Annotated in this window: 17 protein-coding genes and 2 pseudogenes; 10 read left to right on the top strand and 9 right to left on the bottom strand. The window is 71.5% G+C overall.

The features are described 5' to 3' along the window. Window positions 1-97 precede the first annotated feature (97 nt). A pseudogene (locus tag QF027_RS08945) lies at window positions 98-870 on the top strand (glycosyltransferase). Here QF027_RS08945 and QF027_RS08940 read toward each other — a convergent pair. The 5 genes from QF027_RS08940 to QF027_RS08920 are packed head-to-tail and all read right to left on the bottom strand — an operon-like array spanning window position 762 to window position 5,137. Further along, the gene (locus QF027_RS08940) at window positions 762-1,640 is read right to left on the bottom strand and encodes a 5-oxoprolinase subunit C family protein (protein WP_307073852.1); all 879 of its coding nucleotides are present in this window, start codon (window positions 1,638-1,640) and stop codon (window positions 762-764) included. The pseudogene QF027_RS08945 and the gene QF027_RS08940 overlap by 109 nt on opposite strands. Continuing rightward, window positions 1,637-2,248 carry a 5-oxoprolinase subunit PxpB gene (pxpB, locus tag QF027_RS08935; protein ID WP_307073849.1) on the bottom strand — a complete coding sequence of 204 codons (612 nt, stop codon included), beginning with the start codon at window positions 2,246-2,248 and terminating at the stop codon, window positions 1,637-1,639. Before pxpB ends, QF027_RS08940 begins: the two co-directional genes overlap by 4 nt. Then, entirely contained in the window at window positions 2,245-3,003 is a 759-nt protein-coding gene (locus tag QF027_RS08930; protein ID WP_307073848.1) for a LamB/YcsF family protein, read from the bottom strand. The genes pxpB and QF027_RS08930 overlap by 4 nt, the downstream gene beginning before the upstream one ends. A 20-nt stretch (window positions 3,004-3,023) precedes the next feature. After that, window positions 3,024-3,845: a putative hydro-lyase gene (locus QF027_RS08925; protein WP_307073845.1), complete on the bottom strand. Its 822-nt coding sequence runs from the start codon at window positions 3,843-3,845 to the stop codon at window positions 3,024-3,026. Beyond that, entirely contained in the window at window positions 3,842-5,137 is a 1,296-nt protein-coding gene (locus QF027_RS08920; RefSeq protein ID WP_307073844.1) for an MFS transporter, read from the bottom strand. The genes QF027_RS08925 and QF027_RS08920 overlap by 4 nt, the downstream gene beginning before the upstream one ends. Window positions 5,138-5,267: 130 nt before the next feature. Here QF027_RS08920 and QF027_RS08915 point away from each other — a divergent pair, with 130 nt between their 5' ends. From QF027_RS08915 to QF027_RS08900, 4 genes are all read left to right on the top strand, one after another. After that, window positions 5,268-5,963: a GntR family transcriptional regulator gene (locus QF027_RS08915; protein ID WP_307073842.1), complete on the top strand. Its 696-nt coding sequence runs from the start codon at window positions 5,268-5,270 to the stop codon at window positions 5,961-5,963. Between the two features lie 131 nt (window positions 5,964-6,094). Further along, window positions 6,095-7,624 carry a hypothetical protein gene (locus QF027_RS08910; protein ID WP_306984414.1) on the top strand — a complete coding sequence of 510 codons (1,530 nt, stop codon included), beginning with the start codon at window positions 6,095-6,097 and terminating at the stop codon, window positions 7,622-7,624. Between the two features lie 31 nt (window positions 7,625-7,655). Beyond that, window positions 7,656-8,534 (top strand): hypothetical protein, encoded by an 879-nt coding sequence (locus QF027_RS08905; protein ID WP_306984416.1) that lies wholly within the window; start codon window positions 7,656-7,658, stop codon window positions 8,532-8,534. 37 nt (window positions 8,535-8,571) lie between these two features. After that, window positions 8,572-13,266, top strand: a complete 4,695-nt coding sequence (locus tag QF027_RS08900; RefSeq protein WP_307073840.1) for a hypothetical protein — start codon at window positions 8,572-8,574, stop codon at window positions 13,264-13,266. Window positions 13,267-13,280: 14 nt separating this feature from the next. Here the strand turns inward: QF027_RS08900 and QF027_RS08895 are convergent, their stop codons facing one another. Next, entirely contained in the window at window positions 13,281-13,817 is a 537-nt protein-coding gene (locus QF027_RS08895) for a hypothetical protein (RefSeq protein WP_306986767.1), read from the bottom strand. Between the two features lie 430 nt (window positions 13,818-14,247). Between QF027_RS08895 and QF027_RS08890 the strand changes: the two genes are divergently transcribed. From QF027_RS08890 to QF027_RS08870, 5 genes are all read left to right on the top strand, one after another. Further along, on the top strand, window positions 14,248-17,277 hold the full coding sequence (locus QF027_RS08890; protein ID WP_307073838.1) for a nitrate- and nitrite sensing domain-containing protein: 3,030 nt from the start codon (window positions 14,248-14,250) through the stop codon (window positions 17,275-17,277). Continuing rightward, window positions 17,274-17,696 (top strand): roadblock/LC7 domain-containing protein, encoded by a 423-nt coding sequence (locus QF027_RS08885; protein ID WP_057614086.1) that lies wholly within the window; start codon window positions 17,274-17,276, stop codon window positions 17,694-17,696. Before QF027_RS08890 ends, QF027_RS08885 begins: the two co-directional genes overlap by 4 nt. Window positions 17,697-17,705: 9 nt before the next feature. Beyond that, window positions 17,706-18,101: a DUF742 domain-containing protein gene (locus QF027_RS08880; RefSeq protein ID WP_266567445.1), complete on the top strand. Its 396-nt coding sequence runs from the start codon at window positions 17,706-17,708 to the stop codon at window positions 18,099-18,101. A 276-nt stretch (window positions 18,102-18,377) separates the two neighbouring features. Next, window positions 18,378-22,013 (top strand): hydantoinase B/oxoprolinase family protein, encoded by a 3,636-nt coding sequence (locus tag QF027_RS08875; protein ID WP_307073835.1) that lies wholly within the window; start codon window positions 18,378-18,380, stop codon window positions 22,011-22,013. Then, window positions 21,994-22,599 carry a GTP-binding protein gene (locus QF027_RS08870; RefSeq protein ID WP_266525905.1) on the top strand — a complete coding sequence of 202 codons (606 nt, stop codon included), beginning with the start codon at window positions 21,994-21,996 and terminating at the stop codon, window positions 22,597-22,599. The genes QF027_RS08875 and QF027_RS08870 overlap by 20 nt, the downstream gene beginning before the upstream one ends. Before the next feature lie 71 nt (window positions 22,600-22,670). On the opposite strand, the gene glpK is transcribed toward QF027_RS08870, so the two are convergent. The 3 genes and pseudogenes from glpK to QF027_RS08855 form a co-directional block, all read right to left on the bottom strand. Continuing rightward, window positions 22,671-24,182 (bottom strand): glycerol kinase GlpK, encoded by a 1,512-nt coding sequence (glpK, locus tag QF027_RS08865; RefSeq protein WP_307073833.1) that lies wholly within the window; start codon window positions 24,180-24,182, stop codon window positions 22,671-22,673. 67 nt (window positions 24,183-24,249) lie between these two features. After that, window positions 24,250-24,975: an MIP/aquaporin family protein gene (locus tag QF027_RS08860; RefSeq protein ID WP_306984428.1), complete on the bottom strand. Its 726-nt coding sequence runs from the start codon at window positions 24,973-24,975 to the stop codon at window positions 24,250-24,252. Between the two features lie 372 nt (window positions 24,976-25,347). Further along, window positions 25,348-26,949, bottom strand: a pseudogene (locus tag QF027_RS08855) (EAL domain-containing protein). Window positions 26,950-26,957: the final 8 nt, after the last annotated feature.

Here is a 26,957-nt window from a genome sequence, read left to right as displayed (position 1 = left end):
GACCTGCTCGGGTGTACAGCGGAACACTCACGGGACGCTCATCGCTCGCAAAGATCCACGTTGACGCGGCCACGTCCAGTGCGGCGAGAACACCCGTATGCGTGTTGTCATAGTGACCGAATCCTTTCCCCCTGATGTGAACGGCGTGGCCCCCTGCGCGCTCCAGACCGCCCGGCACCTCGTAGATCGCGGCCACCTTCCGCCCGTCGTCGCGCCGGCCACCGCATCCGGCCCCGGGCACGGCGTGGACGCCCTGGCGCCGTGCCCCGTCGTCCGTGGCCCCTCCCTCCCCCTCCCGGGCTACCCCCAGGTCCGCGTCGCCCTCCCCAGCAGGCGCGCAGCCGCGGCGATCGCCGAGCACCTGGCCGACGCGTGCCGTCTGGAGGGCGTCAAGGTCGTCGTGGTCGGCGACGGGCCGAGCCGACCGAACCTGGAGCAGGCCCTGCCCGGCGCGGTCTTCCTGGGCCGTCGCGTGAGCGACGAACTGGCCAAGGTCTTCGCCTCTTTCGACGTCTTCGCACACCGGCCCCTTCGAGACCTTCTGCCAGACCGTGCAGGAGTCCATGGCGAGCGGTGTGCCCGTCGTCGAGCCCGCCGCCGGCGGTCCGCTGGGCCTCGTCGCCCACGGGCGCACCGGATTCCTCGTCCCTCCGCGCGACCCCGCCGTACGGGACGCGGTGTGGTCCCTGGCCGCCGACTCCCGAGATGCGCGCCTCGTTCGGGGTCGCCGCCGGCCGCGCAGCTCGCCGCGCCCCTGCGGGTCAGTTCATCCAGCGCCTACGTATCTCCAGGAAGCGCACCGGAGTCCCCGGTACCGCCTGGGCTGCCGCCGGGAGGTCTGTCTCGCGGACCACTCCGATCACCGGGTAGCCGCCCGTGGTCGGGTGGTCGGCCAGGAAGACCACCGGTCTGCCGTCGGGGGGGACCTGGACGGCGCCCAGGACCATGCCCTCGCTGGGGAGTTCGCCTGTGAGTCTCCGCTCCAGGGCGGGCCCCTCCGTGCGCAGGCCGATGCGGTTGCTCGCCGAGGACACCTGGAATGTGCGGGAGGTGAAGGCCCGTACCGCTTCCGGGGTGAACCAGTCGTCCCGTGGGCCCAGCGTGACGCGCAGGACCAGTTCTGCGGGGGGTGCCGGCTGCGGCGCCGTGTCCACGCGTGTGTGGAGGGAGTTCGGGGTGCCCAGGGGCAGTACCGCGCCGTCCGTGAGGGGTGCCGGCCCCAGGCCCGACAGGAGGTCCGTGGAGCGGCTGCCCAGGACGGGCTCCACGGTGATTCCACCGGAGACGGCCACATAGCTGCGCAGTCCCGAGACGGCCGTGCCGACGGTCAGCAGTGCTCCGGCCGGCACGCGTACGGGTGCGCTCCAGGCTGCCGGGCGGCCGTCCACCGATACCTGGCAGGGGGCGCCCGTGACGGCCACGTCGACCGTCGAACGGGGGCGTACCGCACAGCCGTTGAGGGTGGTCTCCAGGACGGCTGCCTCGGGGCGGTTGCCGACCAGACGGTTGGCGAGCGCCGCGGCGGGGCCGTCGAGGGCGCCCGAGCGGGGCACGCCGAGGTGGGCGTGGCCCGGGCGGCCCAGGTCCTGGACCGTGGTCAGCGCTCCGGACCGGACGACGGAGAGGGCGCGGTCCGTCATGCCGCACCCACGAAGCGCACCCGGGTACCCGGCGACAGCAGCGCGGCCGGCACGCGCGCGTGGTCCCACAGCACGGCGTCCGTGGTCCCGATGAGCTGCCAGCCGCCCGGTGACGAACGCGGGTAGACACCGGTGTACGGGCCGGCGAGCGCCACCGAGCCCGCCGGGACGGCCGTACGAGGGGTGGCCCGGCGTGGGACGTCGTAGCGGGCGGGCAGGCCGGTGAGGTAGCCGAAGCCGGGGGCGAATCCGCAGAAGGCGACGGTGAATTCGGTGCCGGCATGGATTCGGGCCACCTCCTCGGGGGAGACACCCCACTGCGCGGCCACGTCGGCCAGGTCGGGGCCGTCGTAGCGCACGGGGAGTTCGATGACCGCACGCGCGCGTGGGCGAGCGGGCGGTATCTCGGAGGCGGTGAGTTCGGCGGCCAGGCGGGCCGGGTCGGCGAGGCCGTCGAGGAGGACCGTGCGGGCCGCGGGGACGATCTCGCGGACGGACAGCGAGCCCTCCGCGCGGCGTCGCACCAGCTCCGCGTGCAGCGTCCGGGCCTCGTCGCCCGAGGACACCTCGATGAGCAGGGCGGCGTCTCCGACCGGCAGTGCCCTCATACGAAGGCCTCCACCAGGACGCCCGACGTCTCCAGCCGCTGCCGGACCCTGCGGGCCAGCTCCACCGCGCCCGGCGTGTCCCCGTGCAGGCACAGGGAACGTGCTTCGACCTCGATGCGGCCGCCGGAGCGGGTGGTGACCACGCGGTCCCGGGCCAGGCCGACCGAGCGGGTCACGACCGCCTCCGGATCGGTGATCACCGCGCCCTCCTGGCCGCGTGGGACCAGCGTGCCCTCCTCGGTGTACGCGCGGTCCGCGAAGGCCTCCATGACGCCCTCCAGGCCCGCCTTGCCGGCTGCCTCCAGGAGGCGTGAGCCGGGCAGGCCGAGCACGGGCAGCGTGGCGTCCGCGAGGAGCACGCCGTCGACGACCGCGGCGGCCTGCTCCTCGTCGTGGACGACCCGGTTGTAGAGCGCGCCGTGCGGCTTGACGTACGACACGCGCGTGCCCGCCGCCCGGGCGAAGACCTCCAGGGCGCCGATCTGGTAGGCCACCTCGGCCGTCAGTTCGGCGGACGGCACGTCCATCGCGCGCCGCCCGAATCCCGCCAGGTCCCGATAGGAGACCTGGGCGCCGATCCGGACTCCCCGCGCGGCCGCCAGCTCGCACACCCGCCGCATGGTGGACGCGTCCCCGGCGTGGAACCCGCAGGCCACGTTGGCGCTGGTGACGACGGACAGCAATTGCTCGTCGTCGGTCAGCCGCCAGCGGCCGAAGCCCTCGCCGAGGTCGGCGTTGAGATCGATCGTCGTCATGGAAGCTTCGCGTCTCCTTCTCAGACCACTCGGTACTGCTCGTCGCGGGCGTCCGTCAGGAACATCTGGCCGGGTGCGTGGGTGAGGGCGAACGGCGGGCGCGAGGCCATCACCGCGGCCTGAGGGGTCACTCCGCAGGCCCAGAACACCGGGATGTCTTCGGGTTCGGCGTCCACCGGATCGCCGAAGTCGGGGCGGTCGAGGTCGTCGATGCCGAGCGCCGAGGGATCGCCGCAGTGCACGGGGCTTCCGTGCACCGCCGGGAGCAGACTGCTCTCCCTCAGCGCGGCCGCCAGGTGCTGCGGCGGCACCGGACGCATCGACACCACCATGGGGCCGTGCAGCCGCCCCGCGGGACGGCACTGTCGACTGGTCACGTACATGGGAACGTTCCGGCCCTGCTCAATGTGCCGGATCGGGACGCCCGCCTCGGAAAGTGCCCACTCGAAGGTGAAACTGCACCCGATCAGGAACGAAACGAGGTCGTCGCGCCAGTGCGCGCGCACGTCCGTCGGTTCGTCCACCAACTCGCCGTTCTCCCACACCCGGTAGCGCGGGAGATCGGTGCGCAGATCGGCGCCCTCCGCGAGGACGGTGGTCCAGTCACCGGCGTCCGTGACGTCGAGGACCGGGCAGGGCTTGGGGTTGCGCTGGCAGAACAGCAGCATGTCGTACGCCCAGTCGGCGGGCACCGAGATCAGGTTGACCTGGGTGTGGCCGGCCGCGACTCCGGCGGTGGGGCCTGTCAGGCCCGCGCGGAAGCGGGTACGCGCCTGGGCCGGGCTCCACGCGTGCGCGTGCTCGTCCACAAGGGTCAGGGGGCGGTCTTCCGTACGGTTCACGCGAGTTCCTTCCCACGGGTCTCCGGCAGCCCGAGCAGGGCCAGCGCGGCGATGCCGTAGCCGATGGCGCCGAACACCAGCGCCCCGCCCACGCCCCAGCTGTCGGCGAGGAAGCCGACGGTGGTGGGGAAGACCGCACCGATCGCGCGGCCCGCGTTGTACGTGAAGCCCTGTCCCGAACCGCGCACCGCCGTCGGGTACAGCTCGCTCAGATAGGACCCGAAGCCGCTGAAGATCGCCGACATGCAGAACCCGAGGGGGAACCCGAGGACCAGGAGCCAGGTGTCGGCTCCGCTGGGGATGTTGCCGTACGCCACGATGCAGACGGCCGACAGCAGGGCGAAGAGCCAGATGTTGCGCCGCCGGCCCAGGCGGTCGGTGAGGTAGCCGCCGGTCAGATAGCCGAGGAAGGCGCCGGAGATCAGGAACGTCAGATAGCCGCCGGTGCCGACGACCGACAGTCCGCGGTCGCTCTTGAGGTACGTCGGTACCCAGGTGGCGAGCGTGTAGTAGCCGCCCTGGACTCCGGTGGACAGCAGGCCCGCGAAGATCGTCGTACGCAGCAGGTCCGGCTTGAAGATCGCTGCGAACGAGCCCTTCCCGGCACTCTTCTCGCGCACCGCGATCGCCTCGGGGGCGTCCTGGACCTGGCGCCGCATCCAGACGACCAGCAGCGCGGGCAGCGCGCCGGTCCAGAACATCACGCGCCAGGCCGTGTCGGCGTCGAAGACCGAGAAGACCAGCGTGTACACGATCGCGGCCAGTGCCCAGCCCACGGCCCAGGAGCTCTGGATCGCGCCCAGGGTGCGGCCGCGGTGCTTGGCGCTCGCGTATTCGGCGACCAGGATCGCGCCCACCGCCCATTCGCCGCCGAACCCGAGGCCCTGGAGGGCGCGGAAGACCAGCAGTGACTCGAAGTTGGGCGCGAAGCCGCAGGCCACGGTGAAGATCGCGTACGTGACCACTGTGATCATCAGCGCCCGGACCCGGCCGGCCCGGTCGGCCAGCACCCCGGCCAGGGCTCCGCCGATGCCGGAGGCCAGCAGGGTGACGGTGGTGAAGAGACCGGTCTGGCCACTGTCCAGGCCGAAGTAGGCGGCCAGCGCGACCATGCTCAGCGGGAGCGTGAAGTAGTCGTAGGAGTCGAGGGCGTAGCCGCCGAACGCGCCGGCGAAGGCGCGGCGGCCGCGCGGACCGAGAGCGCGGAACCAGCCCAATGCCCCGTCTTCGGCAGGGCGTTCGGTCGCTGTGGGGTGATCGGTCAGGGCCTGTGGGGGCGGGGTCGTGCTCATGGGCACCTCGCAGGAGGGAGGACGGAGGATGCGGAGCTGAGCCGTGCGGTGAGAGCAACGTAGAGGATCGTTCAACGATCCTTCAATACCCGTGTTGTTTCGTTCTCGTGTCTGCGGTTGAATTCCGGGCATGGCAGAGCAGCTGAGCGGACTGGCCGACGACCGTGCCCTCCTGGGCCGCACGAGCACGGCCGAGCGGGTCTCGGACATCCTCAGAAGTCGCATCGCCGAGGGCTATTTCCCGCCAGGGACCCGACTGTCGGAGGACAGCATCGGAGGGGCGCTGGGTGTGTCCCGCAACACATTGCGCGAGGCGTTCCGCCTGCTCACCCATGAGCGCCTGCTCGTCCACGAGTTGAACCGAGGCGTGTTCGTCCGGGTCCTGGCGGTCGAGGACGTGGAGGACATCTACCGGACCCGCGCCCTCGTGGAGTGCGCCGTCGTCCGGGGGCTGGGCGAGCCTCCGTACGCCCTGGACGCGCTTGCCGAGGCTGTCGTGGAGGGGCAGCGGGCGGTACGCGAAGGTGACTGGAAAACGCTGGGCACGGCCAATATCCACTTCCACCGGGAACTGGTCGCCCTGGCGGGCAGCGACCGCACCGACGAACTGATGCGCAGCGTCTTCGCCGAACTGCGGCTCGCCTTCCATGTCGCGGACGACCCCAAGGCCCTCCACGAGCCGTACCTGGCCCGCAACCAGCAGATCCTCGGGGCGCTTCAGGCGGGCGACCGCGAAGAGGCCGAGCGGCTGCTCGCCGTGTACCTCAAGGACTCGTTGGAGCGAGTGGTCGAGGTGTACAGGCGAAGGGTCGGCGAGGGCATTTAGGGGCGCGAGGAACTGCGCGACCAGCCCCACCGGCGGGCACACGACGAACAACCGGTGGTGACCCGTCCAACCGCCGGAGGTGATCCGCGCGGTTTGGGGAGTTGTCAGACCGAGGACCTAGTCTGTGCACCGTGACTTCGCCTGCGACGACGGACAGCGTTCCGCCCCAGTTCAGCGCGGGGCCGCGCCCCGCACCGGGCCCGGCCGCCGACGAGGGACTGGCGCGGCGGCTGCGCGCGCTCGCCTGCACCGCACCCCTGCACGACCTCGACACCCGCAAGGCCAACCTCGCGGGCGAGTACTCGGTGTACGGCATGGCGGAGGTGGCCCTCTCCGCCATCGACCTGGTCACCCTGAACATGGACTTCGACACCGGCGCCGACCACGACCAGATCGTCGCCCGCCTCATCCCGCGCATCGCCGCCCAGGCCCCGCAGCGGCCCGTGGCCGAGCATGAACGCGTGGCCCGCTGGGTCCTGGAGAACCTGATCAACGTCGGCAGCGTCGACCGCGGTTTTCGCGCCGTCTACGGCACTTTCGCACCGGACGGGACCTATGTCCGGCGTGACTACGACTTCAAGCTGATCGAGGAAGTGCCCGGGCCCGGCGGCTCGGTGTACCTCCGGACCACGGACGAAGCGGTCAACGTCCTTGTCGGTGCTCTCGACACCGACGTCACCAGCGCTCAGATCGCCGCCGAGGTCAAGCTGGAGGTGCTGATCAGCCGCGGCCGTCTCGCCGACGCCCAGCTCGCCGCCGAGCAGGCCCGGTACCGGACCGTGCAGTACTCCGAGACCCTGCGCAGGGCACTGGACGCCACCCGCCGCAATGTCCGGGCCGTCGACTGGCTCAACTCCGTGCCCGACATGATCGCCGAGGCCCTCGACCACGTCGCCGACCGGTACCGCCACGAGAACGCGATTCTGACCAACATCCGCAAGGCGCGGGACGAGTCCGAGGACGCCGAGCAGAAGCGGCGGGCCGCCGAACTCGTGGACATCGTCAAGGACTGCATCCGGCGCCACACCCAGCTCCAGTCCCGGCTCCTCGAAGCGGGGCCGCTGTTCCGCGCCGAACAGGACCGGCAGGCCTTCGCCACGCCGATGACGACGTCGGGAATCGATCTGTACGGCCATCTCGTCGCGCCCGTGCTGCCGCTGCCGCTGGAGCAGGCCACCCGGGTCACCGACGCGTTCTTCGCGCGCGGGACCGGCCTGCGCACGCCGGTGTCGGTCCGGGTCGGCGATCTCGTCGACATACTGCTGACGCCACCCATGGAGCGGGAGCACCTGGGCGCGGAGATGCCGGAGCCGGACCTCATCGCCACGCCGGACGACAGCCGGTTCAGCGAGGAGCAACTGGCGTCCGCGAAGGAGCTGCTGGACCTGCCGGCCGACGCCCCGCGACGACTCTCGGGACTGCTCGCGGAGGCCCGCCGGACCGGCGGCTTCGATCTGGCCTACCTGGTCGCCCTGTTGGCGATCCACGCGGCGAGCCCCGCCGTCGGCACCGCCTACCGCCAGGGCGAGCAGAAGCTGCTCTTCGCGGTGGACGACGGGACGGAACTGGACGATCCGGACTTCGGTGGCGCCGACCTCATCGTCGGCACCGCCCTGCTGGACGCCGTGGGGATGGCGGCGGACCGGACGGAAGCAGCATGAGTGAGCAAGAGCGTGACAAGGAGCCCAAGCCGTGAGTGAGCATGTCGAGTGGAGTGACACGGAGGCCCCGACCCCGTCGGCGCCCGCCGCCGTCACCCCCGCCGACGCCGCCGACGCCGCTCGGCTCGTCGCCTTCGGGCTGCAGCCCAAACTGCAGCCCGCGCGGGACCAGGAGTACGCCGAACTGCTGCGGCGCTACCGCGAGGACCCACCGTTCGCGCGGCTCGCCGACGCCGTCGCCGCCGGACTCGGACTGGTCGTCCTCGAAGTGTCCCCACGCGCGGGCATGGCCGTGACCGCCGCCGAGGACTCCGTGTTCGCCGTCCGCATGGGGGACTACGCGCGTCGTACCTCCGCCGACGGCGGCGACCGGTTCCTGCACGGCCTGGCCCATCTCGCCGTGGCCGCCATGGCGTTCCCCCGGCCCGAGGACCTCGCCGACGACGGATACATCGGGCGCGTCTCGGTCAACGGCGTCGACGCCTTCGTACGACAGGCCTGCCGACGGCTGGAGGAGCGGGCCGAGGAGATCGGCGAGAACACCGACCCGGCCACGGACGCGCCGGGCCTCGAGGCGGCCTGGCGGATCTGGGCCAGACGCAGCGCGGCCGGCGCGACCAAGGACGCGCGCCGACTCGCCGGGTCCACCACCGGCATCGTGGGCAAGGCCGCCGCCTTCCTCACCGACTCCGGGTTCCTGCAGCGGACCGGGGACGACAACGGCGGTACCTACCGGACCACGGCTCGTTACCAGCTCCAGGTGCGGGACATGGCCGGAAGTGCCGCCATGGCCGAGCTCCTCGAACTGGGGGTCGTCCCGGTGACCGATGGCACGCCGACCCTGCTGCCCGCCGAGGACCGCGACGACCTGGAGCTGGCGGCCGATGCCGGGCTGCCGTTCCACTCCTGAACTTCCCTGATCTGCCGAAGACTTACGAGAGTCCGCCATGTACGAGCTGTCCCGGGTCCGCCTCTACTCCATCGGTCCTGCCGGTGCGCGCTACGCCGACACCGTGCTTGACCTGCGCGGCGTCGGCGCGGAAGTGCCCGACCCCGCGCCCACCCAGGCGGAGTTCTTCGAGGAGGAGCCCGTCGGGCCCCCGCGCCGGCCGGCTCCGGCCGGAGTGCTCTTCCTGGAGAACGGCGGCGGCAAGTCGGTGCTGCTCAAGCTGATCTTCTCGGTCATGCTGCCGGGCCACCGGAACACGCTCGGCGGTGCCAGCTCGGGTGTGCTGCGGAAGTTCCTGCTGGCGGACGACTGCGGGCATGTGGCCCTGGAGTGGCAGCACACCCTCACCGGCGAGTGCGTCGTCGTCGGAAAGGTGAGCGAGTGGCGGGGACGCCAGGTCTCCAACGACCCGCGGAAGTTCGCCGAGGCCTGGTACTCGTTCCGGCCCGGGCCGGGGCTCAGCCTGGACAACCTGCCCGTCGCCGAGTCCACCGCCGTACGGCCGCCCGCCGAGGGCCAGTCGGCCGCACAGGGCCGTCGCCGGACCATGAAGGGCTTCCGGGACGCCATCACCGAGGCGGGCAAGGCGTATCCGCATCTGGAGGTGCACTGGGAGGAGATCCACGACCGGTGGATCGAGCACCTGGGCGACCTCGGCCTGGACCCCGAACTCTTCCGCTACCAGAGGGAGATGAACGCCGACGAGGGCGAGGCCGCCGGCCTCTTCGCGGTGAAGAAGGACTCCGACTTCACCGACCTGCTGCTGCGTGCCGTGACCGACACCCGCGACACCGACGGGCTCGCCGACCTGGTCGGCGGATTCGGCAACAAGCTGGGGCGACGCGCCGAACTGATCGCCGAACGGGACTTCACCGCGGGCTCCGTGGACCTGCTGGGCCGGATTGTCGAGGCCGCCGAGGCGCGCTCACGCGCACGTGACATCCACGCGGGCGCCGAACGTCGTACGCGGACACTGGCCCGACGGCTGTCCGCGCGGGGCGTCCAGGAGCGGGTGCGGGCCGCCGACCTCGCTCAGCGGGTCACCGCCGCCGCCTACGCCGTCACACACACCGAGGCGGGCCGGGAGCGCAGTGCGCTGATCTCCGCCGAACTCGCCTACCGGCACGCCTCCCTGGCGCTCGCCGCCGCCGAGAAGTCGGCCGCCGCCCAGAAGCGCGAACTCGCCGAAGCGCGCACGCTGCACTCCGCCTGGCAGGCCGCCGAGGCCGTCCTGCGCCACCGTGCCGCAGCCGACCGGATCGCGCGCGTGGCCGCCGCCATCCAGGAGGCCGAGCGGGACGCGGCGCCCGCGCTCGCCGCCCGGGCCAAGGCCGCCGTCGATCTCGTCCGGGCCCTGCACGCGGCCGCCGAGAGCGCCGAGGCCCTCGCCAACGAGGAGGAGGAGCGGTCCGCAGCCCTCCAGGAGGTCGGCGAGTCCGCGTACCGGGACTCCACCTCGGCCGCGACCGAGGCGCAGCGCGCCCGCAGTGAGATCGGGCATCTGCGCCAGCGGCTGAGCGAGGTCGAGCAGGAGACCGCCGAGGCGGTCCGCGCCGGCTGGCTCGACGACAGCGCGCCCGACGCCGACCCCGCGCGCGCGGCCCTCGCCGCGAGCGACGCCGAGAAGACCGCCGTCGCCGCCTGGGACACCGCCCGCGAGGCCGCACACCGAGCCGCCGAGCACGCGCGCGAGGCAGCCTCCGCCGAATCCCGCGCGGAACTCACGGCCGCCCGCGCGGAGGACGCGGCCACCGCGGCCGCGCGGTCCTACGAGGCCGAGCGGCGGCTGGCCGAGGGGCTGGCCCGCGAGGAGCGGCTGGCGGAGATCCTGAGCCTGACCGGGGCCTTCGGGGGAGTGCCCGGCCCACGGACGGCGGCCGAGGGCACCAAGACCAACGGCGCGGCCGGGCGCGAGGGTGCCCGTGCCGGACATGGCACCGACCCGCACGCCGGCTCCAAAGGTGCTTTCGCCGACGACGGTCTGAACCCCGAGGACCTCGACCGTTTCGCCGACGAACTGCGTGAACTGCTCGACGACTCCGTCTCCTCCGCCGAACGCCAGCTCTTCGAGCTGCGTACGGCCGCCGCCGACGATGCACGGATCCTCGGCGCGCTCGGAGACGGCGGGCTGCTGCCGCCGGGACCGGACGTGCTGGCCACGGTCGAGTTCCTCGGTGAGAACGGCATCCCCGCCCTGCCCGGCTGGCGTTATCTCGCCCAGGCCGTCGACCCCGCCGACCACGCGCGCGTGCTGGCCGCCAGGCCGGAACTGGTCGACGGTGTGATCATCACCGACCCCGACACGCACGCGCGCGCCCGTGAGGTCCTGAACGACGCGGCACTGCTTCCCCGGTCCGCCGTCGCCGTGGGTACGGCGGCTGCCCTTCTCGCACCCACTCCGGCCCCCGAGTCGGACAGCGGGGCCGTCTTCCTCGTACCGCCGAACCCGGCCATGCACGACGAGCATGCCGCCGACGAGGAGCGCCAGGCGCTGCGCGCGCGGGCAGGCGAGCGGGACGAGGAGATCCGGTCGCTCGCGGCCCGCCTCGCCAAGGACCGTGAACTGTCCGCCCGGCTCGCCTCCTGGCGTACCGGCTGTCCGGCCGGCCGCCTCGTCGAACTGGCGCAGGCCGCCCGGGACACGCGCGCGTTCGCCGAGGAGGCGGAGGCCGAACTGGCCGAGGCGCGCACCGTGCGGGCCGAGGCCGACGAAGCCGCCGCCGAGGCCGCGCAGACGCGCGACGAGCGGCAGGAGGCCGCACAGAAGGCCCGGCGCGCCGCCGACGCCCTCGCCGGACTGGCCTACAGACTGCGCGAACGGGCCGGCTGGCAGGTCAAACTGCGCGAACTGGCCGACGAGGCCACCGAGTCGGAGGCCCGCGCCCAGACCTGTCTGGAGCGGGCCCGCGCCGCCGACGAGGACCGGCGCGGTGCCCAGCGGGCCGCCGACGACGCCCGTCGCACCGCCCGTGCGCTGCGCGCCGAGCGCGCCGAGATCGCGGGCGCCCCCGACGACGTACCGGACAGTGACTCGGATGCCTCCAAGGCGTCCCTGCCGGCGCTCCGCGAGGCCTATCGGGCCGCCTCCCAGCTGTACGAGAAAGTGGGTGTCGGTGCCGACCTGCGGGCCGAACAGGCTCGGGCGGAGAGCGACGAGAGCGCGGCCCTGGCCGAACTGGACCGGCTGAGCAACAAGGTCCGCACGCGCGCGGCGCAGTTGCTCCAGTCGCCCGACGGGTCCGACGGGCCCTCCCGGCAGGCCGCGGCTGCCCGTGCGGAGGAGCTGGTGCAGCTGCTGGAGACCCGTGTGTCGACCGCGAGCGAGCAGCTCGGGCGGTTGCGCGGCGAGGCCGAGCGGCACGCCCCCGAGGACGGTGAGGCGCACACCGAGCTGTCGCCGGAGCTGGAGCCGCGCGACGCCGAGCACGCACAGGCGCTGTTGCGCACGGCCACCGCCGAACTCGCCTCCCGCACGGAGGCGTTGGCGCAGGCCCGGGAGGCACACGCGGAGCTGCTCGGCTCCCACCGGGCCGCCGAGGACGCGGCGGGCGGCTTCGACGAGATCGCCGCGATGCTCCGCGACCTGCTGCGCGAGCACCCCACGGAGGACGAGCAGGAGGAACCGGAGCCGTATCCCGGCAGCCCCGAGGAGGCCCGTCAGGCCGCGGCCGAGGCCCGCCGGTCGCTGCGTGGCTGCGCCGCCGACCTCTCCGCCGCCGAGGCCGCGGTGCGCGAGGCAAGCGACGTACTCGTCCGGCACGCCAACTCCACGCGCTACGAGCAGGTCCGCACCCCCGCACGGCAGCAGATCCGCGAGCTGCCCGCGTCCGCGCTGCCCGAGCACGCACAGAAGTGGGCGGACGCCTTCGCGCCCCGACTCCGGGTGCTGACCGACGAGTTGGCCCAGCTGGAGCGGAACCGGGACTCGATCGTGGACCGGCTGCGGGGGCTCGTGGAGTCCGCCCTGGCCACGCTCAGGTCGGCCCAGCGGCTGTCCCGGTTGCCCGAGGGGCTCGGCGAGTGGTCAGGTCAGGAGTTCCTGCGGATCCGCTTCGAGGAGCCCGACCAGGCGACCCTGACCGAGCGGCTCGGTGACGTCATCGACGAGGCGACCCGGGCCGCGGTGAAGAAGAACTCCGACCTGAGGCGGGACGGAATGTCCCTGCTGCTGCGGGGAGTCGCGGCAGCGCTGCAGCCCAAGGGCGTGGCCGTGGAGATCCTCAAACCGGATGCCGTGCTGCGCGCCGAGCGCGTGCCCGTCGGGCAGATGGGCGATGTGTTCTCCGGCGGGCAGCTCCTCACTGCGGCCATCGCGCTGTACTGCACGATGGCGGCCCTGCGCTCCAACGACCGGGGCCGGGACAAGCACCGGCACGCCGGCACGCTGTTCCTGGACAACCCGATCGGCCGCGCCAACGCGACGTACCTGCTGGAGCTCCAGCGAGCGGTGTCGGACGCGCTGGGTGTCCAACTCCTGTACACCACAGGTCTGTTCGATACGACGGCACTCGCCGAGTTCCCGCTGGTCATCCGTCTGCGCAACGACGCGGACCTCAGGGCCGGCCTGAAGTACATCAGCGTGGAGGAACATCTCCGCCCGGGCCTGCCTCAGCAGCCTCAGGCGGGCGAGGCGGTACGCAGCGAGATCACAGCGACTCGGATGTTCAAGCGTCCGGCGCCGGTCACTCCGTAAGGAGACTCAGCCGCTCAGGAGTGGGACAGCTGCCCTGTGCCACCCTGTCGCCGTATCCGCTCCTGCGTCCGCTCGGCGACCCGCGCCTGCCGCCGGGCCTTGCGCCGCTCACGCCGCAGTGCGCGCGCCGTGCTGCTCGGGGTCGACACCACGCCGTGGCGCTGGTTCCACACCTGGCGGGTCACCCAGACGTCCAGGGCGCCCCAGGTGGCCACCACGGTGCTGGCCACACTGCTCAGCACCATCGGGAACGCCAGCCAGGAACCGGCCAGGGTGCACAGGAAGGCCACCATCGCCTGAAGCAGGGTCACGGCGATGATGAGCACCGCCCGCACCGCGGAGTTCCGCACCGGATCCGGCAGCCGTCGCCTGCGCGCGGGTTCCTCGACCCACAATGGCCGGTACGGCTCCTCCCGGGCGGCGCCGCGCCCGCTCGGCGCGTCCGACCCCGCCGGTATGTCGAGAGCCCGCGCTTCGGGGCGCCGTGACGCCGTCGGACTCCCCGTCTTCACGCCGATTCCCGGCGCCTCCTGCCGTTCCGCCGTGCCCATCACCGTGTCACTCCCCACCGCCGGCAGACCTTTGGTCCCGGTGTCTGTGGACCGGGCTTCAAGGTGACTGCCCGGCTTGCGCTGCTTTACGCCGCCCAGTTGCAGATGCGGCTCCTGTGGCCGAATCCACCGCCATTTCCCGAAGAGAAGGACGAACAAGACCTCTTCAAGATTCCCGCACGACGTCAAAGAAACGAAAAAATCCAGCCAACCACCCGCTCTGGCCGATCGGTTCCGGTCGGACGCGGAGCACCTGATCGCAGGAGGCAATCTCCCGCAATGGGAGGACAACTCCCCATGTCGCGACAGCGGAGCGGAAGTTCGGGTTCCGGACGCAACTTCGAGTTACGTGTGCGTCGGTAGTAGGCTCGCGCCGTTTGTTGACGTACATGTGTACCCCCGGCCGGCGGGGGTCGAGCTGGGGGAGGCCATGCGCTTTCGCGGGAAGTCGATCCGCCGGAAGATCGTGGCGCTGCTTCTCGTGCCGCTGGTGTCCCTGATCGCGGTGTGGGGCTTCGCCACGGTACTGACGGGACGTGAGGTCGCCCAGCTGTTCCAGGTGTCGACCGTCACGGAGAAACTCGGTTATCCCATCGAGGACACCGTGCGCATGCTCCAGCAGGAACGCCGCCAGACGCTTGTCTATCTGGCTGATCCGCGCGCGTCGGACGCCCTGTCCGCGCTGCGCAGCACGAGGAACGCCTCCGACGACGCCATCGCCAAGTTCCGGAAGAACACACGCGATCCCGATGTCCGCGACGGACTGGACCAGGACGACGACGAACGCCTCACGGCCATCCTGGACGCGTTCGACGGCATCGACTCACTGCGCCGCAGCGTCGAGGAGGGCACGGTCACCCGCCTCCAGGCCTTCTACCAATACAACCGCCTCGTCGACCCCGCCTACGACCTGCTCGCCACCCTCGACGGCGTCGACAGCGTCGAGTTGGACAAGCAGGCACGGTCTCTGGTCAACATCACCCGGGCCCGCGAACTGCTCTCCCGCGAGGACGCCCTGCTCGGCTCCGCCCTCGTGGTGGGCAAGCTCACGCGCGACGAGATCCGTGACGTCTCCGACCTCGTCGCCCAGCGGACCCTGCTGTACGACATCAACCTGGGAGTGCTGCCGACGTCGGAACGCGAGCGGTACGAGCGTTTCTGGAAGAACGCCGGCACCGCCCCGCTGCGCTCCGCAGAGCAGTCCGTCGCCGGCGCTGATCCCGGCACCTACGGCAACGTCAGTGCCAAGAGCTGGGACGCCGCCGCGGGCAGTGTGCTCGACGAACTCGCCAAGCTCGACGACCAGGCCGGCGACCGCCTCCAGGACCGCGTCCGGCCGGATGCGATGGGCGTGATCATCAAGGCGGCCGTCGTCGGCGTCCTCGGCCTGGTCGCCCTGCTCTTCTCGCTCGTGCTGTCCGTGCGCGTCGGCCGCACCCTCATCCGCGACCTGAGGCAACTGCGCCTGGAGGCCCACGAGGCCTCCGGCGTACGGCTGCCCAGCGTGATGCGCCGACTCTCCGTGGGCGAACAGGTGGACGTCGAGACCGAGGTCCCGCGCCTGGAGTACGACAAGAACGAGATGGGTGAGGTCGGCCAGGCCCTCAACACCCTCCAGCGTGCGGCCGTCGAAGCCGCCGTCAAGCAGGCAGAGTTGCGCGCCGGGGTCTCCGAGGTCTTCGTCAACCTCGCCCGCCGCAGCCAGGTCCTGCTGCACAAGCAGCTCACGCTGCTCGACACCATGGAGCGCCGCACCGAGGACACCGACGAACTCGCCGACCTCTTCCGCCTCGACCACCTGACCACCCGTATGCGCCGACATGCCGAGGGCCTGGTGATCCTCTCCGGCGCGGCCCCCTCCCGGCAGTGGCGCAAACCCGTCCAGCTCATGGACGTCGTCCGCGCCGCCGTCGCCGAGGTCGAGGACTATGAGCGCATCGAGGTCCGCAGGCTGCCCAGGGTGGCCGTGACCGGCCCGGCCGTCGCGGACCTCACGCATCTCGTGGCCGAACTCCTGGAGAACGCCACGGTGTTCTCGCCGCCGCACACCGCCGTCCAGGTCCTGGGCGAGCGCGTCGCCAACGGTTTCACCCTGGAGATCCACGACCGCGGACTCGGTATGGCCGCCGACGCGCTGCTGGACGCCAACCTCCGGCTCGCCGAGACACCGGAGTTCGAGCTCTCCGACACCGACCGGCTGGGTCTGTTCGTGGTCAGCCGGCTCGCCCAGCGGCAGAACGTCAGGGTCTCGCTGCAGCCTTCGCCGTACGGCGGCACGACGGCCGTCGTCTTCATTCCCGACGCGCTGCTGACCGACGACGTCCCGGACACCAACGGCATCGGCTTCCGTCTCGACCGCCCCCGGCCGTCGAAGGAGGCCGAACTGGAGGATGCCCAGCGCATCTCGCTCACCCGGGTACCGGCCCAGCTGGCGGGCAGGCCGCCCGCGATCCTGGACGGCCCGGTCGAACTGGAGGCTCCTGTCGACCTGGACGCCCTGAACGACTTCCCTGGTGTGCTCGACTCCGAGGACAGCGAGCGTGGTGGACTGTTCCGCCCGCGCCGCTCCCTGGCCCAGGTCGACGACGAAGCCCCGGGAACCGACGGGACGGACATCGACGACGGCGGCCCGGACGCCCCGGTGTCACTGTCCCGCCGCCGCAGTCCCAAGCTGGTCACCTCCCACGGACGCCCGGTCACCGACGAGCGGACGGGACGCGAGGCGACGGACGAGCCACCGGCGATCGGCCCGGGTACGTCCCGGCCGCAGACGACCCCCTCGGCGGGGCAGAGGCCGGCGCGCTCCGAACCTCCCACGCTGCCGAGTCGCCGCCGCGCCGCGGCCCTGCGCCGGGGCACCGGCGTGGCCGACCGCCCCGACGAGTTGACGGAATCACCGACCTCCTCGGCATCCCCGAACCGTGAACCCGGCGGGCCGTCCGGCGCTCCGGTCCTGCCCCGACGCACACGGCGTGCCGAAATCGCGTCCAGCGGTACGGGCCCGGACTCGGGCGACTCCGCCACCGGTGCCACCGGCAGGCCGGACGCGCCCGCTCTCGGCCCCGTCGCGTCCGCTCCGGGCGCCCTCGGCAGGGGCGGCCCGGCCGACTCCGCCCCGGACGGCGCCGTACGTCCTGGCTGGGGCGAGTCCGCCCGCGGCGCCTCCGGCTCGGGCAGGCCGCCCCTCGGCGCCGCACGCGGGTCCCAGGACGCCGCCTCCGGCACCGCCCCGCTGCCCCGCCGCGTACGGCAGGCCAACCTGGCCCCCCAGCTCAAGCAGGCTCCGGAGCGGCGCCCCCAGAACCAGGCGGAGCCCGCCGAACGGGACGCCGACGAGGTACGCAGCCGAATGGCCTCGCTCCAGCGCGGCTGGCAGCGTGGCCGTGAGGAGAACGCCGTGGGCGATGACACGCCAGGCGGCACAGCACCACAACGAACGACTAAGGGGGACGGTCGATGACCGCACCGAAGGCGACCGACAAGTCCGGCGAGCTGAACTGGCTCCTCGATGACCTGGTGGACCGCGTCGCGAGCATCCGCAAGGCCCTGGTGCTCTCCAGCGACGGCCTCCCGACCGGCGTGTCCAAGGACCTGACCCGCGAGGACAGCGAGCACCTCGCCGCCGTGGCGTCCGGGTTCCACAGCCTCGCCAAGGGGGTGGGCCGGCACTTCGAGGCGGGCAACGTCCGGCAGACGGTCGTGGAACTGGACGACGCCTTCCTGTTCGTGACGGCCGCCGGCGACGGCAGCTGCCTTGCCGTCCTCTCGGACGCCGACTCGGACGTGGGCCTCGTCGCGTACGAGATGACGCTCCTGGTCAAGCGGGTCGGTGTGCATCTCGGTGCCGCCCCGCGCACCGATCTGCCTCAGGGCGGGTAGTGAGATGGCATGAGCACAGACGGTCAGGGAAGAAGCCACTGGTTCGACGACGAGGCCGGACCGGTGGTCCGTCCGTACGCCATGACACGCGGCCGCACGACGAGTGCCGGGCAGCACCGTCTCGACCTCATCGCGGTCGTCGTGGCCGAATCCCATACGGACGATCCCGAAGGGGACCACTCGCTGTCCCCCGAGCACGTGGACATCGTCGACCTGTGCCGGGACACCCCCCAGTCGGTCGCCGAGCTGTCCTCCGAGCTGGACCTGCCCATCGGGGTCGTGAGGGTCCTCATAGGCGATCTCGTGGCCTCGGACTGGGTCCACGTGAACCGGCCGGTGCCGCCCGCCGAGCTCCCGGACGAGAGTATCCTGCGCGACGTGATCAACGGCCTCAGAGCCCTGTGACCGACTGGCCCGCCCGCCCAGGGGCCGCTCCGTCAGTGCCGCGAGATGCGCACGCACGGCGTCGGGGCACGGCGCCGCCAGGCGCGCCCACCGCGCGCGCCTGGCCTCGGTGAACGAGGACGTGCCACGGATCCACGCCCGGGGTCCCCACCGGTCCGCGGCGGGCGCCGGCACACCCCTGCCGATATGATCTGACTGATCGTCGACGACCATCCGCGGACGGCCGCCCACCAGCCCGCGGACACGGTTGCGAGCAGTGCGATCGGGGAGACGGACGTGACGACAGGCTGGCAGTTCTGGGTCGACCGAGGCGGCACTTTCACCGATATCGTCGCGCGACGCCCGGACGGCCGCCTGCTCACCCACAAGCTGCTGTCGGAGAACCCCGCTCGCTACGCCGACGCCGCGGTCGCCGGGGTCCGCGCGCTCCTGGACGGCTCCGGGGAACCCGTCGACGCCGTTCGCATGGGCACCACCGTCGCCACCAATGCCCTGCTGGAACGGAAGGGGGAGCGGACCCTCCTCGTCATCACCCGCGGTTTCCGCGACGCCCTGCGCATCGCCTACCAGAACCGCCCCCGTATCTTCGCCCGTCGCATCGACCTCCCCGATCTCCTCCACGAGCGGGTCGTGGAGGCCGACGAGCGCATCGCCGCCGACGGGACGGTGCTGCGCGCCCCCGACCTGGACGCCCTCGCCGGTCCCCTCCAGGAGGCGTACGACGACGGAATCCGGGCCGTCGCCGTGGTCTGCATGCACAGCTACCTCCACCCCGCCCACGAGCAGGCGATCGGACAGCTGGCCGCCCGCATCGGCTTTCCGCAGATCTCGCTCTCCAGCGAGGTCAGCCCGCTGATGAAGCTCGTCCCGCGCGGGGACACCGCCGTCGTCGACGCCTACCTGTCGCCGGTGCTGCGCCGATACGTCCGGCACGTCGCGGACGAACTCGAGGGCGTGCGGCTGATGTTCATGCAGTCGAACGGCGGCCTCGCCGAAGCCCGGCAGTTCCGCGGCAAGGACGCCATCCTGTCCGGCCCCGCAGGCGGCATCGTCGGGATGGCCCGCATGTCCCAACTGGCCGGTTTCCACCGGGTCATCGGCTTCGACATGGGCGGCACCTCCACCGACGTCTCGCACTTCGCGGGCGAGTACGAACGCGTCTTCACCACCCAGATCGCCGGTGTCCGGCTGCGCGCCCCCATGCTGGACATCCACACCGTCGCGGCCGGCGGCGGCTCGGTCCTGCACTTCGACGGCTCCCGCTACCGCGTAGGGCCGGACTCGGCGGGCGCGGACCCGGGCCCCGCCTGCTACCGGGGCGGCGGCCCGCTCGCCGTCACCGACGCCAACGTGATGCTCGGCCGCATCCAACCCGCCCACTTCCCCAGGGTGTTCGGTCCGGACGGCGACCAGCCCCTCGACGCCGAACTCGTCCGCGACCGCTTCACCGCCCTCGCACGCGAGATCCGTGAACGGACCGGTGACGACCGCACTCCCGAACAGGTCGCCGAGGGATACCTCCACATCGCCGTCGCCAACATCGCCAACGCCGTCAAGCGGATCTCCGTCCAGAAGGGCCATGACGTCACCCGCTACGCCCTCACCACCTTCGGCGGGGCGGGTGGCCAGCACGCGTGCATGGTCGCCGACTCGCTCGGCATGCGCACGGTCCTGGTGCCGCCCATGGCCGGTGTCCTCTCCGCCCTCGGTATCGGACTCGCCGACACCACGGCCATGCGCGAACAGGCCGTCGAGGCCCCGTTGGACCCCGCTGCCATGTCCGGCGTCCTCAAGACCGCCGACGACCTGGAGAGCGCCGCCCGTGCCGAACTCCGCGCCGAGGACGTCCCCGAGAACCGTATCCAGGTCACCCGCCGCGTCCAGCTCCGCTACGACGGCACCGACACCCCCCTCACCGTCGAGCTGACCGAGCCGACCGCGATGAGGCACGCCTTCGAGGAACGTCATCGCGCCACGTACTCCTTCACCCTCGACCGCCCGCTCGTCGTCGAAGCCCTCTCCGTCGAAGCCACCGGCATCACCGAACCCCCCGATCTCTCCGCCCTGGCCGTCTACCAGGGCAATCCCACCGCCCCCGAAACCGTCCGCCTCCACACGTCCGGCGCCTGGCGCGATGTCCCCCTCCACCGCCGCGAGAACCTGGCTCCCGGCGAGACCGTCACCGGCCCCGCGATCATCACCGAGACCAGTGCGACGACCGTCGTCGACGACGGCTGGCGGGCCGCGACGACCGATGACGGGCATCTGGTCATGGAACGCGTGACGATTACGGAGAGTTCCGATCTCGACACAAAAGCCGACCCGGTTCTGCTCGAGGTCTTCAACAACCTCTTCATGTCCATCGCCGAACAGATGGGCGCCCGGCTGGAGTCCACGGCCCAGTCCGTCAACATCAAGGAGCGACTGGACTTCTCCTGCGCCCTCTTCGACCCGGACGGAAACCTGGTGGCCAACGCCCCACACATCCCCGTCCACCTCGGCTCCATGGGCACCAGCGTCCAGGAGGTCATCCGCAGGCGCGGGTCGTCCATGAACCCCGGGGACACCTACGCGGTCAACGACCCGTACCACGGCGGCACCCACCTGCCCGACGTCACCGTGATCACCCCGGTGTTCGACGCGAAGACCACGGAGAGTGAGCAGAAGATCCTCTTCTACGTCGCCTCCCGCGGCCATCACGCCGAGATCGGCGGCATCGCCCCCGGCTCCATGCCCGCCGACAGCAGCACCATCGAGGAGGAGGGCGTCCTTTTCGACAACTGGCTGCTCGCGGAGAACGGCCGCCTGCGCGAGGAGGAGACCCTCCGTCTGCTCACCGAGGCGCCGTACCCCTCCCGCAATCCGAGGACCAACCTCGCCGACCTCCGCGCACAGATCGCCGCCAACCGCAAGGGCGTCGACGAAGTCGGCCGCATGATCGAGAACTTCGGTCTCGATGTCGTGCAGGCGTACATGAAGCACGTCCAGGACAACGCCGAAGAGGCCGTGCGCCGGGTGATCGACGCCCTGGACGACGGCGAGTACGCCTACGAGACCGACTCGGGCGCCGTCATCCACGTCCACGTGCGCGTGGACCGCGAAAACCGCTCCGCCACCATCGACTTCACCGGTACGTCCGCCCAGCTGACCACCAACTTCAACGCGCCCTTCGCGGTGGTCAACGCGGCTGTCCTGTACGTGTTCCGGACACTGGTCGACGACGACATCCCGCTCAACGACGGCTGTCTGCGCCCGCTGGACATCGTCGTACCGCCCGGGTCCATGCTGGCGCCCGAGCCGCCGGCCGCCGTCGTCGCGGGCAACGTGGAGACCTCACAGGCCATCACGGGCGCCCTGTATGCGGCGCTCGGTGTTCAGGCCGAGGGCTCCGGCACCATGAACAACGTCACCTTCGGCAACGAACGCCACCAGTACTACGAGACCGTGGCCTCCGGGTCCGGCGCGGGCGAAGGCTTCCCCGGCGCGCCCGCGGTGCAGACTCACATGACCAACTCGCGGCTCACGGACCCCGAGGTCCTGGAGTGGCGACTGCCCGTGCAGCTCGACGAGTTCGCGCTGCGGCCCGGCAGCGGCGGCGCAGGAAAGTGGCACGGCGGAGACGGTGCCGTACGCCGCATCCGGTTCCACGAGCCCATGAAGGTCTCCACCCTGTCCCAGCATCGTAGGGTGCCCCCGTACGGCATGGCGGGCGGCGAGCCCGGTGCGCTGGGCGCCAACCGCGTGGAGCGTGCGGACGGTACGGTCACCGAACTCGCCGGTCGTGACTCGGCGGACGTCGGCCCCGGCGACGTACTCGTCATCGAGACCCCTGGCGGCGGAGGCTATGGCCCGCCGTCTACCCAACACCCCCAGCAAGCAGGAGAAGAGACCAATGATCTTCGGGCGTTCTGAGCGCGGCAAGCCCCCGGTCGAGCCCGTCACGCTCAAGATCCTGGTGGCCGGTGGCTTCGGCGTGGGCAAGACCACGTTCGTGGGCGCGGTCAGCGAGATCAGGCCGCTGCGCACCGAGGAACTGCTGACCGAGGCAGGACGCCCGGTCGACGACACGAGCGGTGTCGAGGGCAAGCGCACCACCACCGTCGCCATGGACTTCGGGCGCATCACCCTGCGCGAAGACCTGGTGCTGTACCTGTTCGGCACACCCGGGCAGGAACGGTTCTGGTTCATGTGGGACGAGCTTTCCGAAGGTGCTCTCGGAGCCGTCGTGCTTGCCGACACCCGCCGCCTGGAGGACTGCTTCGCGGCCGTCGACTACTTCGAGCGGCGCTCCATACCCTTCCTGGTCGGCGTCAACTGCTTCGAGGGAGCGATCCGTTACCCGGAGGAGGATGTACGCCAGGCCCTCGACCTCGACGAGGACGTACCGATCGTGCTGTGCGACGCCCGGCACAAGCAGTCGGTCAAGGACGTCCTGGTGGGCGTCGTCCAGCACGCCATGGCGTACTCGGCGCGGCGCCGTCAGACCGTCACCACCTGAGACACGGGTGCGGTCCGTACCCCCGCCGACAGGGGTACGGACCGCGGCTTTTCGGCACCACGCGCGCGTGCCTAGTTCTCGCCGTCCTCTTCCCAGCCGAAGCTCTTCTCCACGGCCTTGCGCCAGTTGTGGTACTGACGGTCCCGGACGGACGCCTCCATGCTCGGCGTCCACTCCACGTCCTTCTGCCAGTGGGACTTCAACTCGTCGAGGTCGTTCCACACGCCTGTGGCGAGCCCGGCAGCGTACGCGGCACCCAGGCACGTGGTCTCGGAGACCTTCGGCCGGACCACCGGCACGTCGAGCACATCCGCCTGGTGCTGCATGAGCAGGTTGTTCTTGGTCATGCCGCCGTCCACCTTCAGGGTGGTGATCTGCACCCCGGAGTCCTGGTACATGGCGTCCACGACCTCGCGCGTCTGCCAGCTCGTCGCTTCGAGCACCGCGCGCGCGAGGTGCGCCTTGGTGACGTACCGGGTGAGACCCGTGACGACACCGCGCGCGTCGGAGCGCCAGTAGGGAGCGAACAGGCCGGAGAAGGCGGGCACGATGTACGCGCCGCCGTTGTCCTCGACACTCGCCGCCAGCGGTTCGATCTCGTCGGCGCTACGGATGATGCCGAGTTGATCGCGGAACCACTGGACCAAGGCGCCCGTTATGGCAATCGACCCCTCCAGGCAGTACACCGGCGCCTCACTGCCGATCTTGTAGCCCATCGTCGTCAGCAGACCGTTCTTCGAAGGGACCGGCCGATTGCCCGTGTTGAGCAACAGGAAGGAGCCCGTGCCGTACGTGTTCTTCGCCGTGCCCACGTCGTAGCAGGCCTGCCCGAACACGGCGGCCTGCTGGTCGCCGAGCGCGGACGCCACGGGCACGCCCGCCAGTTGGCCGACCGCGGTGCCGTAGACCTCGGCGGACGACTTGATCTCGGGCAGCACGGCGTCGGGCACGTTCATCGCGGACAGGATGGACTGATCCCACTGGAGGGTCTCCAGGTTCATCAGCATGGTGCGTCCGGCGTTCGTCACGTCGGTGACGTGCTGCCCGCCGTCCGTGCCGCCGGTGAGGTTCCAGATCAGCCAGGAGTCGATGGTGCCGAAGGCGATCTCACCGTTCTCGGCGCGTGCACGCAGCCCCGGCACGTTGTCCAGCAGCCAGGCCGCCTTCGGTCCCGAGAAATAGGTGGCCAGCGGCAGTCCGGTCTGCTCGCGGAAACGGTCCTGCCCGTCGGAGCCGCCGAGTTGCCTGGTCAGCGCCGCGGTGCGGGTGTCCTGCCACACGATCGCGTTGTGCACGGGCTTGCCCGTCGCGCGGTCCCACAGGACCGTCGTCTCGCGCTGGTTGGTGATGCCGAGCGCGCTGAGCTGGTCGGCGCGCAGCCCGGCCTTGGCGATCGCCCCGGCGACGACGGCCTGCACCTTGGACCAGATCTCGGTGGCGTCGTGCTCCACCCAGCCGGGCTTGGGGAAGATCTGGCGGTGCTCGCGCTGGTCGACGGCCACGATCGCGCCGTCCTGGTTGAAGATGATGCAGCGGCTGGAGGTGGTGCCCTGGTCGATAGCGGCGACGAACCTGTCCGTCATGACGTCCCCTTCGTCGGTTCCTGCACGAGGCTGCGTTTCTCGAGGCTGCGTTTCACAAGGGCTGTGTTCAGAAGGCTGCGTTGAAGATCACCCCGGACAGCGCCCCGCCGATCAGCGGTCCCACCACCGGGATCCACGCGTAACTCCAGTCCGAGGTGCCCTTGTTGGGAATCGGCAGCAGGGCGTGGATGATGCGCGGGCCCAGGTCACGGGCCGGGTTGATGGCGTATCCGGTGGGTCCGCCGAGCGACAGACCGATGCCGACGACCAGGAAGGCGACGACGAGGACCGCGGTGCCGGACTCGCCGAGTCCCTTGGTGAGGCCGAAGGCCAGGATCGGCAGGACCAGACCGATCGTCGCGATGATCTCCGTGATCAGGTTCGCCACGGGATTGCGGATCGCGGGCGCGGTGGAGAAGATCCCGAGCGTCGGCTGGGCGATCTCCTCCTCGGCGTTGGCCTGGAACTGCGCGAAGTAGACCAGCCAGCACAGAACCGCCCCGAGCATCGCGCCGACCATCTGACCGGCGATGTAGAGGGGAACCTGGTCCCAGTCCCCGGTGTCGACGGCGATCCCGAGGGTCACGGCGGGGTTGAGATGCCCGCCGGACAGCGGTGCGGCGGTGTACGCCCCGGCGAGCACGCCGAAGCCCCAGCCGAACGCGATGACGACCCAGCCGGAGTCCTTCGCCTTGGAATAGTTGAGTACGACGGCAGCGACCACGCCGGCGCCGAAGAGGATCAGAATCGCCGTACCGATGACTTCGCCGAGGAATACGTCTGAGTTGCTCATGGCGGCTCCTAGGCCCTGGCCCGGGACGTTCCCGCCCCGGTCCTCCGTGCAGGGTTGCGGTTCCCTTGGCGAACTGCCGAGGGCAGGGAGAGTCCCGCGCCCCGCCCGGCGTCCGCGACGAGCGTGCCTCGCAGCCGAATCGCCCGTGGGAGGAATGGGCCTGAGCTCGTGGGGGCCCGCGCGGCGTGGTGCCTGGATACGCCGAGAATGTACGGCGATGTCGACTGACACCGGAAGTGTTCACCGGGCCCCGGGGGGCGTCAAGGTCGCCGACCGCAACGGTTGGGACGGGCGGCCGAACCGCCCCGATCGGCGGGCGCTGGGGTCGACTGAGACACGTTCGAGCCGAACGGCGCCTTCCCCGTTGTGCCCTCAGCCCCTCCCCGGCTCCGCCACCGCGTACCCCGTCGACGCGGCCTTCGCGCCCGCTGCGCGTCGGATCTCGTGCCCAGGCAGCCCTGCCCGCCCCACGCCCGACTCGCCCCGCTGAGCGCCTTCACGGCCTTCTTCAGCGGCGCGAGACACGCGGCCGGCTCCCTGTGGTCCGCCACGCTGCCGGGCACGCACTCCACGGTGGCCAGGGACAGTGTCACGGGTCGCCCGCCCGCGGCCCAGGGCGCGTCCAGCACGGCGGCGGCCAGCGGAGCCAGCTCCTCCGGGCCCGTCGGCACCAGGAAGCCGTCCCCGCCGATGTGCCCCACGCGCGCGGGTGCGGGCCGCCGTGTGCTGCAGCAACCGTCCCACCGCGCGGATGAGCTCGTCGCCCGCCGCGAACCCGGCTCCGTCGTTGACCTGCTTGAAGCGGTCGACGTCCAGCCGGCTCAGCGCGAACGTCCGCCCGGCCGCGATACGCCGGTCCACCTCAACCGTGATCGCGTCCGAACCCGGCAGCCACGTCAGCGGATTGAGCCCGGCCGCCTCCTCCACCCGGGTCTCGCTCGGCGCCCGTACGAGATCCGCGAGCAGTACGACCCCCACGCAGCGGCCGAGCCGGTCGACCACGGCCACGTCATCCGACGTACGGTCCCGGCCGTACGTCGGCGACCACGTCCAGGACCTCCCACGCGGTGGCGTCGATCCCCACCGTCCGTGGTGGATCTCCGAGATTCGCGGCGGGGCGTTCGGCGTACAGGGCGTGTCCGTGGCGGCCGACATCGGCGGCAGGAAACGCGACCGGTGCACCGAGCGGAACGGCACCCCGTTTCTGCCCACGAGCAGACCCCCGACACGTCGGCCGCCGGTCGGCAGCGCCCTCACCTGACCCGCGGAGGCGGTGGCCGGCAACAACGCGGCAGGTCGCACGAACTCCCGTACCGAAGGACCGGACCGCGGTGGCGACGTGTCAGCGGGGGAGCGGGGCGGAACGTACACCTCCGCCACGGGAAGCCGGGACGGCGGCGCGAACAGCGTGCCCTGCGCCAACTGCGCGCCGGCCGACAGCGGGGCCCCGTACTGCCGTTCCGTCGCCACTCCCTCGACGCAGAGGAGCGCCCCGAGTTCGTCGCACAGGGTCCGCATCGCCCGTACCGCCGAAGGCCGGGCCGGCAGCGACGCGTCGAGCTTCGCGAGCTCGGGCGACATGTCGACAAGCAGTCTCAGTGGTACGTCCCCGTCCCGCACGCCGTCCGCGCTGATCCGGAAGCCCTGTCCCCGCAGTTCGGTGAGCGCCTCCAGCAGCGCCTGATGCGGCACATGGGGGTAGGCGGTCCCACGTCGATCGTGACCTCCCACGGCAGCCTCGGCGAGCGTGCCCGCGAACACGTTGACGTGCAGCGGGAGCGAGGTTTCCCTGCGCACTGCCGCCCGCAGCGCCAACACGACGAGCTGATCGCCGAGTTCGGGGTCACGGCGGGCTTCCGCCAGGATGTCGCCGGTCTCCGGACGAGCGAGTATCTCCAGCCCCGCGACTCCGCGGGTGGCCAGATTGGCCACCGGTTGGAAGGCGAAGCGGAGAGTGTCCGCCCAGGAGCGCACGGGGGCAG

Origin of the sequence: Streptomyces canus, assembly GCF_030816965.1 — a bacterium.
Taxonomy (GTDB): Bacteria; Actinomycetota; Actinomycetes; order Streptomycetales; family Streptomycetaceae; genus Streptomyces; species Streptomyces canus_E.
The sequence above is the reverse complement of the archived record's forward strand: the minus strand, read 5'-3'. Positions and strand labels throughout refer to the sequence as shown.